Source organism: Acidithrix sp. C25, assembly GCF_904848545.2.
Genome location: NZ_CAJHCI020000001.1, coordinates 1096272 through 1113431, shown reverse-complemented (window position 1 = coordinate 1113431; position 17160 = coordinate 1096272). Strand labels below are relative to the sequence as shown.

17 protein-coding genes and 2 pseudogenes are annotated in these 17160 nt (G+C 51.2%); 7 read left to right on the top strand and 12 right to left on the bottom strand.

All coding sequences use genetic code 11. The annotated features are described in order from the left end of the window. Nucleotides 1-60: 60 nt before the first annotated feature. From ACIDITHRIX25_RS91390 to ACIDITHRIX25_RS91355, 8 genes and pseudogenes are all read right to left on the bottom strand, one after another. Nucleotides 61-666, bottom strand: a complete 606-nt coding sequence (locus ACIDITHRIX25_RS91390; RefSeq protein WP_249685707.1) for a GAF and ANTAR domain-containing protein — start codon at nt 664-666, stop codon at nt 61-63. Nucleotides 667-708: 42 nt separating this feature from the next. Continuing rightward, on the bottom strand, nt 709-2829 hold the full coding sequence (locus tag ACIDITHRIX25_RS91385) for a putative transposase (protein ID WP_201732730.1): 2121 nt from the start codon (nt 2827-2829) through the stop codon (nt 709-711). A 286-nt stretch (nt 2830-3115) separates the two neighbouring features. Continuing rightward, complete coding sequence (locus ACIDITHRIX25_RS91380) at nt 3116-3310, bottom strand: hypothetical protein (protein ID WP_201732729.1); 195 nt, start codon at nt 3308-3310, stop codon at nt 3116-3118. A gap of 34 nt (nt 3311-3344) precedes the next feature. Beyond that, nucleotides 3345-4436, bottom strand: a complete 1092-nt coding sequence (locus ACIDITHRIX25_RS91375; protein WP_201732728.1) for an RNA-guided endonuclease TnpB family protein — start codon at nt 4434-4436, stop codon at nt 3345-3347. A 34-nt stretch (nt 4437-4470) separates the two neighbouring features. Next, nucleotides 4471-5283: an ExeA family protein gene (locus ACIDITHRIX25_RS91370; RefSeq protein ID WP_052604286.1), complete on the bottom strand. Its 813-nt coding sequence runs from the start codon at nt 5281-5283 to the stop codon at nt 4471-4473. After that, nucleotides 5280-6633, bottom strand: a pseudogene (locus ACIDITHRIX25_RS91365) (DDE-type integrase/transposase/recombinase). Before ACIDITHRIX25_RS91365 ends, ACIDITHRIX25_RS91370 begins: the two are co-directional and overlap by 4 nt. Before the next feature lie 26 nt (nt 6634-6659). Further along, nucleotides 6660-7247 carry a DUF6431 domain-containing protein gene (locus ACIDITHRIX25_RS91360; protein WP_201732726.1) on the bottom strand — a complete coding sequence of 196 codons (588 nt, stop codon included), beginning with the start codon at nt 7245-7247 and terminating at the stop codon, nt 6660-6662. A 170-nt stretch (nt 7248-7417) separates the two neighbouring features. Then, nucleotides 7418-7852 (bottom strand): hypothetical protein, encoded by a 435-nt coding sequence (locus tag ACIDITHRIX25_RS91355; RefSeq protein ID WP_201732725.1) that lies wholly within the window; start codon nt 7850-7852, stop codon nt 7418-7420. Nucleotides 7853-8030: 178 nt separating this feature from the next. On the opposite strand from ACIDITHRIX25_RS91355, the pseudogene ACIDITHRIX25_RS91350 reads away from it, so the two are divergent. Further along, a pseudogene (locus tag ACIDITHRIX25_RS91350) lies at nt 8031-8222 on the top strand (ATP-binding protein); the annotation flags it as partial. Between the two features lie 159 nt (nt 8223-8381). Beyond that, nucleotides 8382-10244 (top strand): HD-GYP domain-containing protein, encoded by a 1863-nt coding sequence (locus ACIDITHRIX25_RS91345; RefSeq protein WP_201732724.1) that lies wholly within the window; start codon nt 8382-8384, stop codon nt 10242-10244. Nucleotides 10245-10714: 470 nt separating this feature from the next. Here the strand turns inward: ACIDITHRIX25_RS91345 and tpiA are convergent, their stop codons facing one another. The 3 genes from tpiA to ACIDITHRIX25_RS91330 form a co-directional block, all read right to left on the bottom strand. Continuing rightward, nucleotides 10715-11488, bottom strand: coding sequence for a triose-phosphate isomerase (tpiA, locus tag ACIDITHRIX25_RS91340; protein ID WP_201732723.1), 774 nt, complete (start codon nt 11486-11488; stop codon nt 10715-10717). A 118-nt stretch (nt 11489-11606) separates the two neighbouring features. Further along, nucleotides 11607-12290, bottom strand: coding sequence for a PRC-barrel domain-containing protein (locus ACIDITHRIX25_RS91335; RefSeq protein WP_201732722.1), 684 nt, complete (start codon nt 12288-12290; stop codon nt 11607-11609). 253 nt (nt 12291-12543) lie between these two features. Beyond that, a complete protein-coding gene (locus ACIDITHRIX25_RS91330; protein WP_201732721.1) occupies nt 12544-12837 on the bottom strand; it encodes a hypothetical protein in 294 nt (97 codons plus the stop codon). A gap of 246 nt (nt 12838-13083) precedes the next feature. Here ACIDITHRIX25_RS91330 and ACIDITHRIX25_RS91325 point away from each other — a divergent pair, with 246 nt between their 5' ends. From ACIDITHRIX25_RS91325 to ACIDITHRIX25_RS91305, 5 genes are all read left to right on the top strand, one after another. Further along, entirely contained in the window at nt 13084-13275 is a 192-nt protein-coding gene (locus ACIDITHRIX25_RS91325) for a helix-turn-helix domain-containing protein (protein ID WP_201732636.1), read from the top strand. Next, entirely contained in the window at nt 13272-13544 is a 273-nt protein-coding gene (locus tag ACIDITHRIX25_RS91320) for a hypothetical protein (RefSeq protein WP_052604141.1), read from the top strand. The genes ACIDITHRIX25_RS91325 and ACIDITHRIX25_RS91320 overlap by 4 nt, the downstream gene beginning before the upstream one ends. A gap of 54 nt (nt 13545-13598) precedes the next feature. After that, nucleotides 13599-14321 carry a Mu transposase domain-containing protein gene (locus ACIDITHRIX25_RS91315; RefSeq protein WP_201732720.1) on the top strand — a complete coding sequence of 241 codons (723 nt, stop codon included), beginning with the start codon at nt 13599-13601 and terminating at the stop codon, nt 14319-14321. Beyond that, nucleotides 14314-15108: an IS21-like element helper ATPase IstB gene (istB, locus tag ACIDITHRIX25_RS91310; RefSeq protein ID WP_201732634.1), complete on the top strand. Its 795-nt coding sequence runs from the start codon at nt 14314-14316 to the stop codon at nt 15106-15108. Before ACIDITHRIX25_RS91315 ends, istB begins: the two co-directional genes overlap by 8 nt. A gap of 531 nt (nt 15109-15639) precedes the next feature. Further along, nucleotides 15640-15972 (top strand): hypothetical protein, encoded by a 333-nt coding sequence (locus ACIDITHRIX25_RS91305; RefSeq protein WP_152625793.1) that lies wholly within the window; start codon nt 15640-15642, stop codon nt 15970-15972. Nucleotides 15973-16094: 122 nt separating this feature from the next. Here the strand turns inward: ACIDITHRIX25_RS91305 and ACIDITHRIX25_RS91300 are convergent, their stop codons facing one another. Continuing rightward, nucleotides 16095-17156 carry an IS3 family transposase gene (locus tag ACIDITHRIX25_RS91300; RefSeq protein WP_283770417.1) on the bottom strand — a complete coding sequence of 354 codons (1062 nt, stop codon included), beginning with the start codon at nt 17154-17156 and terminating at the stop codon, nt 16095-16097. Between the last annotated feature and the right edge of the window lie 4 nt (nt 17157-17160).

The window sequence follows — 17160 nt, the reverse complement described above, 5'->3', positions numbered from 1 at the left end:
CACTGACGATTACCGTGATGCGAAACATCTTGCGAACTCTCCACAGTACCCCGAACTTCGTTACGTCGGATTGTCCAAATCATTCGCTTGAAGCGTTCCCGCCACGATGGCCGAGGCGACCAAAGTGATACCTTCGTTGTGATTGCGTGAATGAGCACGGAGTCGCCCAAACGCTTGGTCCATTCTGCACTGCGTCGCTTCGGCAATGATGCCCTTCGCTTGTTCGATGACTATGCGACTGGTGAGAGCGTGATCGAGTTGCTCATTGAGCGAGGTGGCGTCGAGCATCGCGCGGTGTTGAAGGATGGCGATGGTCGCCACGTGAGCGAGGCCTTGCGCGGCGGCAATGTCTCCGTCTTCCATCGGTCCCTGCAATGTTCGAAAGAGATTGAGAGCGCCAATGGTACGTCCCCGCAGTCGCAGGGGAAGGCTGTGCACCGAGTGGAAGCCGTGCTTGATTGCTCGCGGTGCAAAGAGCGGCCAACGTCCGTTCGCCTCGCTGAGGGCCACATTCACTACGGCTACACCGCTCCGGTAGCAGTCCATGCACGGACCTTCATTCGTTTGGATCTGGAAGAGCTCAAGCACGCGCATCGATTCGCTCGAGGAAGCTACGAACTGCAGTTCTCCACCGGGTGAAGCCAGCAAGACCCCAGCGGCGTCCACCTCCAAGCCTCAAACCTCCGGTAATAGCGAAGTACATCGATGTCAAGATTTTGGCTCGATCTGATAAGTAATTGGTCGGTTGTCACCGCTAAGGCGCGGTGGGTTAGCGTTGAGTTGTTCTATGAGCAGACTAAGGGCTCGATTGATGCGGGGAGCATCAGGCTGACGAATGGTAACGGTAATTGCTCTTGGGCTATAGCGGATCTCACCGGGCTGATGAAGCAAGTTACGAGTAATGCTCCGGTACTCATTTAGATCACAGAGATAGTTGTTGAGCGTTCGAGCCAAGTCAAGTTCTGCGTTGTAAGCGAGCAATCTACAGACCATCTGTAAGGCCCGGCGATTGGTGACAGGCCAAGCTCTAGTGGCGTTGGGATCGATATCGGTAGCGGGGATCTTGGCGGGGATAGCTTTGAGTGCAACTCTTGCTTCCTCGAAGACCACACGTGCCACCTCGAGTTGACGCGAGAGACTATCAAGAGTGTTGTTTTTCTCTTTGATGTCGACAGTTTGGGTAGTAGCGTTTCTTCCAATAGATCTCTCAAGCTCTGCAACAGCTAATTCAGCGCTCTTGAGTGCGTTATGGGCTTGAGTGCGCATGGGATTGGTTACCTTGGCTACATTAGGGCGGCGATCCATGCGATAGTCACACAACCAACCAATGCTGTGGTGGTCTTGTAAGTACTTGAAGCTGTTTTCGATGCGCCACCGCGATCTCAGGGTGTGTGCTAGGCGAGCAGCACTGCTCACCAAATCAGAGGTGAGGATCTGCAATGCCACCTGACCATCCTCATAGATGCTGATCTGGCGGAGCGCTCCGACATCTTCTAGATGAAGAGTCTCTGATGCTACTTGGATGTAGTGTCGATATCCATCTATGGTTACCCATGAGTGTTTAGGTAAAACACTAGGTACCTCAAGAGGGGCACGGCGATAGGTGACCCAGTCGAAGCCGGCCTTGTTCAACTCGGCAAAGACCTTGGGGTAGGCACCACCCCGGTCAAAGCCGACCATCACCGGGCGGTCCCCACAGATGACCCGTAGCTGTTCAAGAGGACCCCACATGGTTTTGGAGAGCGACGACGGTGCTCCAGATGAAAAACAGATGGCCCGCCAATTCTCATCGACGATTAACGTGTCGTTCCTACCTGGCTCGCCGTGTCGTCGGCGGGTATTCCAACCTTTAGCCAGTGGAGCAGACCCGGTATAGGCAACGAAGTGATCGTCAACAAAGAACACTTCCGGAGCGCTATCGTCGGCCTCTAGCATTGCCTTGGCTAGAGCTACTTGTACTCTAAGAGGATCAATCTCATCGGCAAGGCCAGCGAGCCGGGGGCGCAGGGTTCGAAGATGAGGAAAGCGTTCCAAGCCGACCAGTGCTCCGGCGTCAGTGTCCAATAGGTGCTTGGTTCCCTCTAGTGACGATGCACCAAGTGCGAATCCAAAGGTTGCAACAAGCAACGTGGCGCTCACGTCGTAGCGGCGTGCGCTACCTGATGGCAACACACCGAACACAGCACTGGCACCCACTCGATCAAAAAAGCCATGCAAAAGCATCGCCCCTGCATAGGCACTTTGGCGGATCCCATCGCTGATGCGGGTAACTACTAGATTGTCGGTGTCGCTACTGTTTCCAAGATCGGGCTTTACTATGGCGGATTCGGCTTCTATGTTTGCTTGATCGGGCTTTTCAACCCCATCAATGACACTGAGGCGTAGTTGTTCGGACTCAGGGCGAACTCGCCGTGCCAGAAGACGGCTCACAGTGGCGGTCGAGACCGAAATTGCAGCGGCGATCTCGGTCCCTGGACGGTTTGCATCCGCCATGGCATAGGCCTGAGCAATCGCCTCATCACTGAGAAGCCGGGGTCGTCCCATAGGTGGGACCAAAGCGGCGGAACCGCCCTTGGATGCTCTGCCCCGCAATCTCGAGATGTATTCGGGTCGCAACTCAAAGAGAGCAGCCACCTCTAAGCCCGAGGCTCCTGCCGAAGTAAGTGCCACGATGGCCAAGTTTCGCATTCCTAGGTCCGCTGGATCGTAGACGAAAACTGCCCGAGGCCCCCAGCTCACCACCATCTCGCCGTTTACCATCGTCTTAGTGAGCTTGAATGGCGCAGGCATACCCGGAAGCAATTCGATTTGTTCTCGGCGTTTTCTCATCTCCTTATCATGGCACTATTGAACGACTTATGCAATTCCTAACATAAAAGAAATCCCTGTTCAAAACAGGGATTGTGGCTCAACTACCGGAGGTCTGAGGCTTCGACGCAGCGATCACTCAGGGTCGTGAGGATGTTGATGATGTCGAAGCTGTCAACGAGATTGTCGGCCAACTCGACCAGCGTGCTGACTATCAGTGATTCTCTACTCATAATTCCCTCGTCTTGCTGGGTTCCCCCAAGAACGGTCGGCGACCCTTGAGGATGAACTACCGGATGCCTCTACACTAATTCCCATATTCCTCGTATTCCTCATATTCCCTGTTTTTCGGGTCTGTTTCTAGCCAGACCCTAGACTGAAAGTCAAACCGAGTGCCACGGTCGATGATTCGATGCGCGAGTTCGGATGGAGATATATCCACAGCAAACGCGTGTGCGCGAAGCATGATCAGGGCGTCTTTCACCGAAAGCTTAGTCTGCACCGAAAGTATCCCCGAGGCTTGGTGCACGGAGAAATCAAAGGTGGACTGGCCCTGGAGTTCGTTGGCGATGGCGCCTCTGGGGACACCGGCTTGCATCACAAGAACAGCGCGGCCGATGATGAGTCATCCCATCATCGCAACTGCCGCCTGTACCAAATGGCCTGGGAACGGGCAGGGCGCTGGACCCAACTGGCCCACAACTGATAACCGACCAGTCACGGATATTCAATGAAGCATTCTCATCTCGATCCACCTCAACATGACAAGTATCACAGATAAGTCTCTTTGCGAGCTTTGCACCCGTGAGTCTGCCTGTGCAGTTGTGGTGGATTTGCGACGAGGGAAAGAAGCGATCTACAACGACTACCTTGACTCCGGCACGTTCGGCCTTATAGGTAAGCGTTGGTTTGAAGGCTCCGAGTCCGGCATCAGATACCGAACGGCGCAATGCCCGTCTTCCCATACTTCGACCCATGGCAGCGATGTTAAGGTCTTCAATCTTAACTTCGCTGTAGTTATCCACCAGGTAACAGGTTAACTGATGGATACTTTCACGACGGACGTATACGGCTTTACGGTCTAACTTGACAAGCTTGGCTTTCGCTTGCCTGTGACCGTGTGATCCGGGTATCCGTCGGATGAGATTGCGTCCAACCCTACGACGCTCATTCATAGTAGCTCTGAGCGGAGCGGGGTTAGGAATAGCTGTCATGCTACCATTGCTGTCTGCGATAGTAGCAAGTGACCTTAGTCCTAGATCGACACCGGCGCGGGGGTCTTTCTTGGACATAGTTGCAGACGGTGGAGTAACTACGCTTGTCTTGATCGCGAGCTGGCAGGAGACGAACAACCGACCCCATCTCTGTGATAGAGTGCGCTTGAGTAGACGAGCATTGTTCTTAGCTAGGTGACGCTGTATTCTGCGCGTGTTCTCCATAGAGCGTAGCGCACCTATCATCGGCAGCACGATTGTTCGATGATCGTCCTCAAAACCCATAGTGCCAGTCGTAAAACGTACTCTGTTGCGGTCTTTTGTTGCCCACCAGCCAAGCTGATCATGCAGACGACATAGTAACTGATCATGTTGTGTGATCGCTATGTCGCCAGTGACACTGATGGTGGTCACGGCGGTCCTCTGGTTGTCGCTAACTTTCTCATTCTCACTCTGAATCAACTTCTGATATTGCCTGGCGTGCCGATTTCTCATCTACGATTGCGCTTTTATTTGCAAATGTGGCTATCAGTGCTTGACGGGCAAGGTTGTTGACCGCTCTCGGCAGACCTCTGGAAACCTGATGAATCAGTCCCAACGCTTCATCTGAAAATAGAGCATCCGTTCGACCTGCCAGCTTCAGGTGATGTAGCGTATAGCTTTTGGTTTCCTCCGATTTCATTGGTGGAACGCTATAGCGAAGCGATATTCTCTGTTCAAGTGCGCTAAAGGTTGAAAGTCGCAGCCGTGCCTTTAGATTTGGCTGACCAACTAAAACCAGAGCAAAAGAGCTGGATGAATCCATATCGCTATTGGTAAGAAATCTCAGCTCTTCTAACTGGGAACCTTCCAAGAGATGAGCCTCGTCACATACCACTACCACCTTTCGTCCCTTTTCCGATTCAGATGCAAGCAGCGAGATTGTCTGGGAGATAAGCGGTGTTTTGTAAAAACAGGGACTCTCGCCTAAATGAGAGACGATCCCTGAATATATCCCTTTAGTTCCAAGTGCCGGATTAGCCAGATAGATAATACTGTGTCTCGATGGCTCTAACAGTGACACTGCTTTTCTCACTGCTACTGTTTTGCCAGATCCAACTTCTCCGGTTATCACTCCAATAGCTGATTCATCAACTAAAAAGCCAATCCGGGCAACTGCTTCTAAGTGCCCCTGGTTGGGGTGGAGATCAGACGGGGATATTTCTTTTGTAAATGGCATCTTTGTAAATCCAAAATGTGAACGTATCTGATCTATGCTCATTTCTCTTCCTCTGCGTTTAGCTCCCTGTAGCCAATTGGAGATCCAAGGTATTTCCTGTGCTGTTTATCCACCAGGGATAGATAGTCAATTCCGGTTGGTTTTATGGTTTCTGGCGAGTGGGCAATGGTCATCGGATGCGAATGGCGGGAGATTTTATGAATAACAGCCTTACCAAAGTCTCTGTCCATATACCGCACATTGATAGCTGAGAGATCGAATGGATCAAAGACCAGATCTACTTTCCTACCTACCAGAGCCTGGTCTACTTCGTAGTCGTTCCCATAGAGGGAAACCGTTGCAGTTTTTGTAACAGTTCTTGATTCAGAGAATAGAAATGCCTCCCTCACAAGAGAAAGATCTGGTATCTTTGGCAGAATGGAGAACCGTTCAAGTGGTGTCTGGCCGGTTTCAGAATGAATCCGTCGGTGATAGACCTGTTCCACCCACCCCTGGAAGCGTTCTTCGAGAACTTCCAGCGAAGAGATATCGCTGTGGGCTACTTCTACTAGGAACTGGTCTCTTACCGTTGATGAAAAAACGCTCAATTTTTCCACGACCCATTGGACGCCCAGGTTTCGAGTGCACTAGCCGAATCCCGAGAACTGCCAGGGCTCTTAGCAGTTGACGCGAGACAAATGGACTCCCGTTGTCGAGATACACGGTACCCGGTATACCTCTTGAGAGTATTCCACGTCGTAGCGCTGCCTGAGCTGAAAGAGTATCTTCAGAATATGTCCAGCGGTGAGCTGTAACCAATCGGGAGTGATCGTCACAAAAACAAAACAAGATTGCCTTCTTTCCGGCAATTACCGGGCCGTGTAAAGCATCTCCCACCCAGAGCTCATTTGGATAGTCTGCCTCAAATCTCCCAAATGCAATGTTTTGACCGCTCAGCTGGGATCTTGTGAGTCCTAAAGCTTTGAAATGACGCTGTGGAGTTCTTTCATTAGGTGACCATCCATTTTGAGTTCTGATGATCTGGGCAATATGGGCTGCTGTTCTAAAAGGATCTTCTTTTCTAAGCTCACATGCTAAAGAAAGCAGATGCTCCGGGGTACGGGGCTCAACATGGCGTGCTGAAGGGTGAAGAGCTTGAAAGCCGCCTTTTCTGTAGGTACGGATCCAGCGGTCGATGCTTTGGCGCGATACCACTACCGGAACTCCGTCAATACCAATATGGGTGGTATAAGCCAACTCGCGTACAAGTTGCCCCCGCTTTGTTTTAGAGAGGGTTTCATCTGCTGCTTCACGAACTATCCCGTAGCGAAATAGTGCTATATCTTCCGCTCGGTGATGTTTTGGCTCTTCCAGTGGATCCGTTGTCACTTTTTCTCCTTTTTGTCGTGCCAATAAATGACAAAAAGAATCATTACTGATTATGAAGGTGCTGGAAAGGGTGAGTTGGTGTTGGAAAGAAGTCTTCCTCCGCACATAACTGACATCTGGGACCATGGGGGACTAGGACCAAAGCGGATGCTTAGAGAACGAACAGCAATCCCAATTGCACTTAGGGCATCTGCGAATAGAGATCCCGCTGGGGCAATCTCAGACAATGTGACATCTAAAACCAGAGCCCAATTGGTGAAGCGTTCTAGGAGTATCTCCAACTTTTCTCTAAAACGTCTGAGCCAGCCTCGGACGGTTGTCTCGGGACGACAGATATTTGCAGCGATCTTTCTATGTCCAAGTCCCTCAGCCTTTTGAACTAAAGCTGACCCGATTACCGCTGCTTCGTCCACCCGGCGAACTAAAAGGTAATCGGGCAGGAGAACCGAGGTCTTAAAACAATCACTACAGCGCGATCTTCGTGGACAAAGCGTCTTAGTGCAGTCACGCATACGAATGGTTCTCGACCTCGCATGTGCCCATTTCCGAAGCACTCCGTTACAGGATGGACAAAAAAGTTTTCCACCCAACAATTCAGCTTCCACAACGTCGGGATCACTAGATACAATTAAGGTCATGGTGCCTCTGGCATCTCTGGGGGACCCTCTTGTAGTTCGGACAAAAAACAGCGAGGGGGTCCCATTTTATTCGGACTCCCTAGTTTGCCCTAACAGATAGCGACAACGCAACTACACAGCCACCTCTACGTCATCATCAGCTTCAGTGACGCCTTGATACCCCCGCGTAATCAACGAAAGCGTCGCCCTACATCTTTTCTCTTGGACTTGAACTGAGGGAAGCCGACCTTCCTGCCCTTTCGTTTGCCGTGTTTAGAGCTAGACCAGTTAGATAGCGCCTGTACGAGGTCAGCTATGCCAGAGGCATATGCCTCTTTGGAGTTATCACCCCACCAAGGAGCGATCCCGTTCTTTCCTTGGTTCCACTGTTTAGGAAGTGCCTCAAGAGTCCACGGCGTCGATTTATGGTCTGAGTTCTCTTTCTTGGCTTCCATGTCTGACTTTACTTTGGTTAGCGCTCCGTTGTAGGCGAAGCGTCTAGCACCAAAGTGAGAACGGATACCAGATGCTACCTGTGGATCTTTTGGCCACTCGACCTCAATCGAAGCCCCTGTGACCGTCCAACCAGTTGGAACCTTCTCGCCGGTATCGTCACATAGCTGCAAATAGTACGCTGACTGACTCTAGTGCATATCTCGGTATTGCTCGAAATCTCCGGTGAGCGATATCTTCCTTGTTGGGTTACCTTCGTCAAGAAGAACTTTACACCCAGTTAGTTCGGACACTTTCTGAGCCTGTGCTTTTGTCCGCATTACTGCGATCATGAGCACACCGCATCAATAGCATGCCTCACTCATTCTCATCAGCAAACTGGCGTTTTCAGGCTGGGGTGGTGTTTTTGGGGACCAAGTAGTCGCAGCTGCGATGATCGACCGCATCGTCCATTATGCCGCCGTGCTCGCCCTCAAAGGCGCTAATTATCGATTGAGGGAACGAGGCATCGAAAGCTTTACCAAGCGTGATGCTGACCGCTGAAGACAAGAGCTGGGGTGTCTGAAACTGTTCACTTTTCGAGCGTTGTAAGTGTTTAGTTTTCGAGCATCGTCCATCGTTACAAATCACTTAAAGTAATTCACTAAAAAGACCGATATACACGTCATGTCACTCAGAGTAGTGTTATCAAGGCGAAATATTTTGCCACTAAGAGATACCGGCCTCGGAAAAGCAACGGCAGCACTAATAGATCAGGGAACGACGACTGAGCCCAACAAGCCAGCAAAACCCCGTGAATGGGCAGCGAAGCCCCGGCATGCATTGCTGTTACATCTAGGTCTCTTTCTGATACCTATAGCGAGCGCAGTGATGAGCAGCATCGTCTTCAGCCACATCATCCGAGAGCCACATACGACAATCTCGCAGTTGGCATGGTTGGCTTCGCTATTGCTCTCCTCGTCATTACTTTTGTTGGTGGTGGAGAGGCAGACCCGGAGATTTCTACCGTTAGTCGCCCTCTTGAAACTGACGATGATCTTTCCTGACCAGGCACCGTCTCGGTTCAAGTCAGCAATGCGTGCTGGATCCGTGAGAAAACTCGAAGAGCGTGTCAAGGCTGTCGACATGAAGGCTCAGGAATTCAAGACGCCGACAGATGCTGCTTCAGTTATCGAACTGGTCGCTTCACTCACGTACCATGACCGTAGAACCAGAGGTCATGCTGAACGAGTGAAAGCCTATGCACTGCTCATAGGACAGGAAGTCGGCCTATCAAAGAGTGACTGCAACAAACTCGTGTGGGCCGCACTGCTTCATGACGTAGGGAAGGTGGCTGTCTCCACTAAAATCCTGAACAAAGGTGGGGCTCTTTCGCCTGCCGAGTGGGAAGAAATACGAAGACATCCCCTTGAGGGCCAGAAACTCTTGGAGCCACTTCTGGGGTGGATGGGTCCATTTGCGAACGCCGTATGGGAGCATCACGAGAAATGGAACGGCCAAGGCTATCCGTTAGGTCTATCCGGGAACAATATTTCCCTCCCTGGGCGCATCGTTTCACTTGCCGATGCCTACGAAGTCATGACAGCCGCACGGTCCTACAAGAGGCCAATGTCTATATTGGAGGCCCGTCAAGAAGTAGTGAGATGTGCTGGGACGCACTTTGATCCTGATGTAGTACGTGCCTTTCTAAACATTTCAATTGGGCGCCTTCGGTTTATGTCGGGCCCTGCTGCTTGGATTGCTCAACTGCCCTTCCTCGGATGGACGGCCCCTGTGGGTCTCCCCGCCGTGGTTGGAACTGTCGGAAAAACGATGGCACTCGTCTCATTCGTGCACGGTGTTGCTCCGTCGGTACTCGTCACGCAAGCAGGCCCTGCAAGCAAGGTTGCAGCATCAGCACTGACTGCGAACACGACTGCAAGCGCAACAGGTAGCACTATGACTCCCGCTCCAGCGTCCAGAACGAGCTCACAGGAGAATTCTCTCCCAGCTCAGGAGTACCAGGGATACGAACTCGACCGAGGTTCGGTGGTAGCACCGCCAGACACATCAAACGGCAGCGCTGCGTCTGCAAGCTCTTCAGGTACGACTCACGGTCGCCCGACATATTCCGACTTGAATCCTGCGACCACAACGACATCTGGGAACGCGGCGGTCAGCCATGCAGCGTCGTTACCGGCGACAACAGCGGGCACAAGACCTGGGAACGCGGCGGTCAGCCATGCAGCGTCGTTACCGGCGACAACAGCGGGCACAAGACCTGGGAACGCGGCGGTCAGCCATGCAGCGTCGTTACCGGCGACAACAGCGGGCACAAGACCTGGGAACGCGGCGGTCAGCCATGCAGCGTCGTTACCGGCGACAACAGCGGGCACAACAGCGGGCACAATAGCGACCACAACGACATCTGGGAACGCGGCGGTCAGCCATGCAGCGTCGTTACCGGCGACAACAGCGGGCACAATAGCGACCACAACGACATCTGGGAACGCGGCGGTCAGCCATGCAGCGTCGTTACCGGCTGGAGCATCGCCGGAAACTGTGACGCCAAGGCACCAAAGCTAACGCTACCCATTCACCGAAGACGGATGGGCCGCGAGATTCAGCTGAATGACGAGCATCTCCCTGGTCACTGTTGCCAGCAACCTATCTTTGACTCACTACGAGCAAGATATTTTTGACCCACGCCACCTATTCGTGACGCACGTCGCAGTTTTCAATATTGCGTGGTCGCAAGTTATGGAATAGTCAGGCCATTCCGCAATGGCTCCTGTGGTAGGTTGAAAGGATTGGTAAATAATTACTGGAATGACTGGTACAGATTTTTGGAGTACTCAGGCGCGGGCAGAGAGCGGTGCGATCTCCAGGTGGCACATGGCACTTGGGTGCCGAGGAGCAAACAGGCCAGCCAGGCAACCATCAGAGCAATTGGCTTGACGGCGTCGGGAGACACGACCATCGTCGTTGCGCTGCTCACAAGGCCAGCCTCGACCCTGTCCTGGAGAGGGACGAGTTGTCCAGCATCGCGGCCCGAATCAACCGGTCACGATGGTGCTAAACTGCTCGGCGTCGAGGCTCGCCCCACCTACGAGGAACCCGTCTACGTTCTCCGCACCGAGTAACGCCCCGGAGGACTCAGCTGTGACCGAGCCGCCATACTGGATGCGAACCATCGCGGCTTCATCTACTCCGGCTAAGTTTCCGAGTTCGTTTCGAATCGCTGTACACATCTGCGCCGCATCGTCGGGCGTGGCGGTCACCCCAGCACCGATAGCCCAGAGCGGCTCGTAGGCAATGACTGCCGCGGCAACCAACTCAGCTGGCCGGTCGCCGAGCGCCGAGGCCACCTGCCGGCGAACCTTCCTTTCAGCAACGCCACTGTTACGCTCTGCGGTGGTCTCACCAACGCAGAGGATCGGCCGCATTGCGTGCCGATAGATGGCGCTGACCTTGTCACGCACGACCTCGTCGGTCTCGCCGCACTGCGCACGCAGTTCGGAGTGCCCGGCAATCACGTAGCGAACGTTCAGCGAGGCAAGCATTCCTGCGCTCACCTCACCGGTATAGGCACCTGAGTCGGCGAAGTGGCAGGTCTGCGCACCGAGCACAACAGGAAGGCGGTAGGTTTCGATGGCGGCCTTCACCGTGGCCAAGGAGGTGAACGGCGGGTGGATGCTCACCTCGCGCCCTGGCGGAATAGGCGAGGCACTCAAGTGCGCAGCGAACTGTTGCACCAAACTAAGCGCCTCGACGTTGTTCAGATGCATTTTCCAGTTGGCGCTTATGAGTATCACACGCTGGTCGCCCATTGTCATGTCCTTTCTATATCTGAAATGAGTGCCGCCGTCAATCCTCTTCTCGCCCTCATACGCCGGGCTTCGGCCTGTCCATAGGCGACCATCGGGTTGGCGCCGATGTCGATGGAGCTTACCCTTGGTCGGCGAGTTCGACCGGTGGCAGGTCGCCCACTTCGTCTTTGGTGAGGTTTAGGCTGATACCGTCATTAACTCCAGTCACGGCGCCGATCGGGATGGCGACCTGTTTTTTGCCCCAAAGGTGCCCTTCATTGAGAAGTACATGGGTCACATGATGATCATGGGGATCAACGACCAGTCCTTGTACTTGTCCGATAGATCCGTCGGTGGCGCGTACGGGTTCGCCACGGCGCACCGTAACCTCACCAACTGGAACACGGTCGGAGACGATTACCTGAGGACTAGCGTTCACGCCCACCCCATCCATTGTGCTCGTTCCATCCATTGTGCTCGTCCCAATCATCCCACTCATGCCAAGTCCGTAGTAGGGATGAGAGAGCATCTGGTCCTGCTTGTAGTCCCACGGTCCATATGCTCCAGACAGGAACTGGGTTTCTTCAGCATCCTCGAGATTTTCGAACTGAGTTACGGTACAGTTTAGGTTGATCTCGGCTCCAGAAGAGCTGACGAGATCGATCGGAACGAGATGGCCCATTCCCGTCCGGTGCTTCGCCTCGACGACCAAATGAGTGAGCGTTCGGGCGACGGGATCGACGACGACACGTCGCAGTTCTCCGCATGTGCCATCGCTACACGACACGTTGCTTCCAATAATGAACTCCGTGTTCTCGCTCATGATAGGCACCTCGTCTTTCTGTAGTCTTGAAGAGTTGTCATATTGTTTCCTTTCTGTAGTGGTTCCGACTCAGTAGTAGCCGAATGGTTGGTAGACACAAATCGGACCAAAGTAATTTTCTGATTGATCCGATTTGAATGTCTCGAACTGACTCCATTTTTCAAAGACCTTGGCCTTTGGCTGATAGTTAGCATTGGGCGTTGTCGTAGTTGTAGTCCGTTCAGAGTTATTGAATAATCGTCGTAGAAGCTGTTCATTTATTTGCCTCACCGGTTGTTTCATTGTCGGCTGGGCGCTGACCGGCGTTGGCGCTATGCAAAACGTTGAGGCCCTCGGCGAGGTCCGCCATCATCCCGTACTCAATCCCATTGTGGACCATCTTCATAAAGTGTCCTGTGCCGTTGTGGCCACAGTGCAGGTACCCGTGCTCTTGCGTGGTGGACCTGCCGGTTCGTCCTAGCGTTCGAGGCGCAGAGTCCATACCGGGCGCAACGATTAAAAAGATCGGCTCGAGGCGTTTGACTACTTCGGTCTCACCCTCAATCATGAGACAGTCGCCCCGTTCAATGTCCCACACGCCGCCACGCGTTCCGCGATCAGTGCGATGAATTCCTTGGCTGAATAGATTCGTGGCGCGGGTCGTATCAACTCGGTATTACGAGTTTCCGCCGTCGATGATGATGATGGTTGTTGCCAGCAACATTAAATTGACCCAGGATCAGCAACATTAAATTGACCCACCCTCCAGTAAGACTTGTCTGTGGAACATTCAAAACCACGGAGGAGTCATCAAATGCTGAAGGGCAGGACATTAATGAATTTAATTGAATTAAGATCACAAGGACACAGCTATCACGAAATATCTAAACTTGCCGGTGTATCTAGGAATACTGTACGCAAGTACGTTCGTGATGGAGCAATGTGCGAAACTAAACCACCTAGAGCCCCTAGGGGATCAAAACTTAGGTCCTCTATAAGGAGATGATTGATGGTTTTGTCAAAGACGGATTGATCAGTGCTCCAGCGATACTCTCTCGAATAGAACCTTTGGGCTATAGCTCTAAAGAAACGACGATCCGTAATTACGTAAAATCTATCAAACCAAATATTCGACCTCACGCCAAGGCGACCATTCGCTATGAAAGCAAACCGGGAGCTCAGATTCAACTTGATTGGGGACTCTTTGGTTATGACGATCACCGAGGAACAAGGAGAAACATCGCTGGACTTATGGTGACAATGGGTTATAGCTAAAGGGTCTATCTAGAGTTTGCCCTAACAGCTGACATCTATGGCTTTTCTACCTGTTTGATCAATGCTCTTTATTACTTTGGTGGCATAACCGATGCATTTCTTACCGATCACATGAAAACAGTTGTCCTTGGTGGCTCAACCACTCAAGGATGGGACCTAAATAGTCACACGAGCGACTTGGCTAAATATTTAGGTATATCAATCAAGTTAGCTCCAGTGAGAAGACCCCAGACAAAGGGCAAAGTAGAACGAGGAATACGATACGCCAAGGATAACTTTTGGCCAGCACGTACTTTTACCAACTTAGCCGACTTGAATGAACAGGCTCTTTCTTGGTGTCGACAAACTGATACGAGAGTACATAATGGCCTTGGCGAGACTCCCCTAGAAGCATTTGCCAATGAGTCGCCCTATCTTCGGCCTCTTCCGAAACGAAGTGAACTTTATCAATTTGAACGTCAGTTTAGAAAAGTTGGTGCTGACGGATTCTTTTCTTTCGCCGGAGTTAGATATGGAGTTCCTTGGCGGTTTTCCCATAGGGTTGTCAGCGTGATTGTTGAGAACAATGCTCTTTTGGTCTTTTTAGATGAAGAGCTAATTGCTACTCACGCACTCTCTTACAAAAAGCGCTCCATGGTTTATCTGCCCGAACAATATAAAGGCATAGAGCGACATGGATCTTTCATAGGGCCTGTTCCAATTGCTAGGCAATACGTTAACACCCAAGTACAACAACGTTCACTTGGGGTTTACGAGGAGGTTAGCCTAAATGCTTGAGTTAGAAGAACTTCGTTTGATTCTTATTGAATTAGGACTGAGCCGATCAGCAGAAATCCTAGAGTCCAAGCTTACAAGTGCCACTGAGGCGAACTACTCCTATTTGGCATTTGGTAAAGATCTACTTAGCCATGAGCTCTCGACTAGGCGCGAACGAGCCTTTGAAGTTCGAATGCGAACGGCAGGCTTACCTTCCAAAAAGCGTATATCTGACTTCGACTTTTCCTTTTGTCCTTCGCTCGATAAAGCAGTAATCGATGGCTTGTGCTCATTGGCATTCGTGGCAACTTCGTCAAACGTAGTCCTACTTGGACCTCCTGGGGTTGGTAAAAGCCACATCGCTATAGGTCTTGGAATGGAAGCCATCATTGGCGGATACAGCGTCTACTTTACAACGCTATCTAAAATCGCCGATGATCTGTCATATGGGACATCTGGAGCTAGATTTAGAAAATACATCACTCCAAAAGTACTAATTATCGATGAAATCGGATACCGAGCCATCGACCATGTAGCCAGCAATGCCTTCTTTGAGGTAATTAGCGCCAGGTACGAAACTGGATCGATAATTCTCACTTCAAATAAAGGATTTGGAGAATGGAGTGAAATATTTCCTGATGTCATCCAAGCAACAGCAATTTTGGATCGTCTGTTACATCACTGCACGGTAATCAATATCAAAGGAAACTCCTATCGCTTACGTGATCGTGTAGCCCAAGGTATCTACACCAGCCCTCAGGCAGCTGCAGCTCATAGACAAGGAGAAGTAGTGACAAGTGAGCGGTGATTAGTTGATAGCCAACTTCACCTTAGCGACTAGAAATCTTCAATTCGAGCCTCTTTAGTGGGTCTTTGGATCCTACGGTTGACTCTTAGGCCTACTTGAGCTTCAAGGATCACAGCCAGCCCTTCGTCGAATGACAACGACAGAGAGGCTGGCTCTTGTTTTGACGATTGAATTCATAAAGCGATCCATTTAGCGCTAGTGACCTCCAATGATCACAGACGATTAGTTCGCTCTAGTCAATGACCATTTGAGAACGCCTAGCTAGTGTTGCCAGCAATAGCTAGCACCCATGAAGATGCATATGGGTAACCATACCCATATGCATCTTCATGGGCCTCACCCAGATAACTCCCCGATGTCACCACCATGGCTGCAGTGGGATGTTCTTAGTCAATCTCAGTCTGGGTGAATGTGTAAAAACCCTTAGTTGTCCGCATTCACCCATGATTGCTAATAGCCATCACCAAGGGCCAGGAATTACTTGAGACGTTTCCTTGGCACCCAATCACAACTATCCATAAGGAGATGTAAGTGGAAGATAAAATCCCCCTAGGCAACGCTATGGCAACGCCAGTATGTCATTACTGTGGGAATGCAATTACTGGTACTAAGCCAAGAATCTACTGTAGCGACAGATGTCGAGTAAATGCATGGAAGCTCCGTAATAGAAACAAGGTCCCCATAGCGAAATTGCCAAAGGGCAATAAGAGAAAAGATTGCACCGTCTATGAATGTCCGCAATGTGAAACAAGATACCTAGGAGTCCAGCGATGTGACGACTGTGGCTTGTTCTGTAAGAAGGTCGGAACAGGTGGACTCTGTCCCTCTTGTGATGAAGTAGTAGCCTTCATCGATCTCATTTGAGGATAAGACCACCAAAAGCTACTATCGCGCGTTGGATTGCTTTCCTGTAAATATTAGGGACCAGGACACCACAGCTTTTAGGGTAACGGAGCCTGCCAAGGAAGTTGTCACTTTCGCACAATCTAAGCTACCTCCTTTCGTCTCCCTTTTGGTCCATCTCCAACCGACTTATTCGTAGGAATAATAGGTACCTCTGATACTGGATCCCAGTCTCTGCATTTGCCCGAGATCCACCGTCCTGGTTTGGATTTGCGAGCTCCCTCGTAGAGCTCGCGCCGTCTATTTAGTAGCTCAATATGTTCGCCACTGTGTGCTTGTTGTGGAGTTACGAATTTGATGCCAGAGTGCTGATGGTCGTTGTTGTAGTGATCAACGAATTCACTCATCCACTTACGCGATTCTTCTATTGTGGCAAATCCTCCATAGGGATAGGTTGGAAAGTACTTCACGGTCTTGAAGAGCGACTCGATATGAGCATTATCGTTAGATACCCGAGGCCGTGACCTTGATATATTTACATCTAGCTCATATAAGTACTCAACTAGTGACCAGCCCTTCATAGGTGATCCATTGTCGCTGTGGATCACCTTCGGGACCATATTCTCTCTAGCCATTGCTCGCTTTACGACTCTCTTTAGCTGCTCAGAGCTTTCGGATTCGTATACTTCCCATCCGACTATCTTCCTCGAATAAAGGTCGATGATCACATAGGCGTAGTAATAGATACCCCTAGCTGGTCCATTTAGCCAGGTGATATCAAGTGTCCAGATGTCACCTGGTTTTACTGCTGTGTGCACTGGTCTAGCTCTCTTCTTCGGCGGTTTCGTCCTGCTCCTGCGCTTGTTTAGATTGCTATCGGCTAGTACTCGATAGAAGGTCCTCTCAGATGCAATGTATCTGCCCTGATCAGCGAGCTTTGGAACTATTTGGGCAGGGGTAAGAGAGGAGAACTTACTCGAAGTACACACTTCGATGATCTCATGTCTCTCTTCCTCCGATAGTGCGTTAGAGCGACGTTTGTGTACAGCTCCTCGCCGGCGATCTGTAGCACCAGATTCCCATCGCCTAAATGTACGAGTGGATATCTTCAAAACTTCACAGGCTTTGTAACATCTAGCACCTGCATCTACTGCTTCATTGATTAGAGCTACAGCTTGAGCTCGAACGTTGTGATCTAGATACAGAGGG

Excerpts from the sequence above, each read along its gene's own strand:
- ACIDITHRIX25_RS91370 (WP_052604286.1), bottom strand. The coding sequence starts at position 5,283 with ATGAGCATAGATCAGATACGTTCACATTTTGGATTTACAAAGATGCCA.
- ACIDITHRIX25_RS91330 (WP_201732721.1), bottom strand. The coding sequence starts at position 12,837 with ATGATTGAGGGTGAGACCGAAGTAGTCAAACGCCTCGAGCCGATCTTT.
- ACIDITHRIX25_RS91335 (WP_201732722.1), bottom strand. The coding sequence starts at position 12,290 with ATGAGCGAGAACACGGAGTTCATTATTGGAAGCAACGTGTCGTGTAGC.
- ACIDITHRIX25_RS91360 (WP_201732726.1), bottom strand. The coding sequence starts at position 7,247 with ATGACCTTAATTGTATCTAGTGATCCCGACGTTGTGGAAGCTGAATTG.
- istB (WP_201732634.1), top strand. The coding sequence starts at position 14,314 with ATGCTTGAGTTAGAAGAACTTCGTTTGATTCTTATTGAATTAGGACTG.
- ACIDITHRIX25_RS91385 (WP_201732730.1), bottom strand. The coding sequence starts at position 2,829 with ATGAGAAAACGCCGAGAACAAATCGAATTGCTTCCGGGTATGCCTGCG.
- tpiA (WP_201732723.1), bottom strand. The coding sequence starts at position 11,488 with ATGGGCGACCAGCGTGTGATACTCATAAGCGCCAACTGGAAAATGCAT.
- ACIDITHRIX25_RS91320 (WP_052604141.1), top strand. The coding sequence starts at position 13,272 with ATGATTGATGGTTTTGTCAAAGACGGATTGATCAGTGCTCCAGCGATA.
- ACIDITHRIX25_RS91325 (WP_201732636.1), top strand. The coding sequence starts at position 13,084 with ATGCTGAAGGGCAGGACATTAATGAATTTAATTGAATTAAGATCACAA.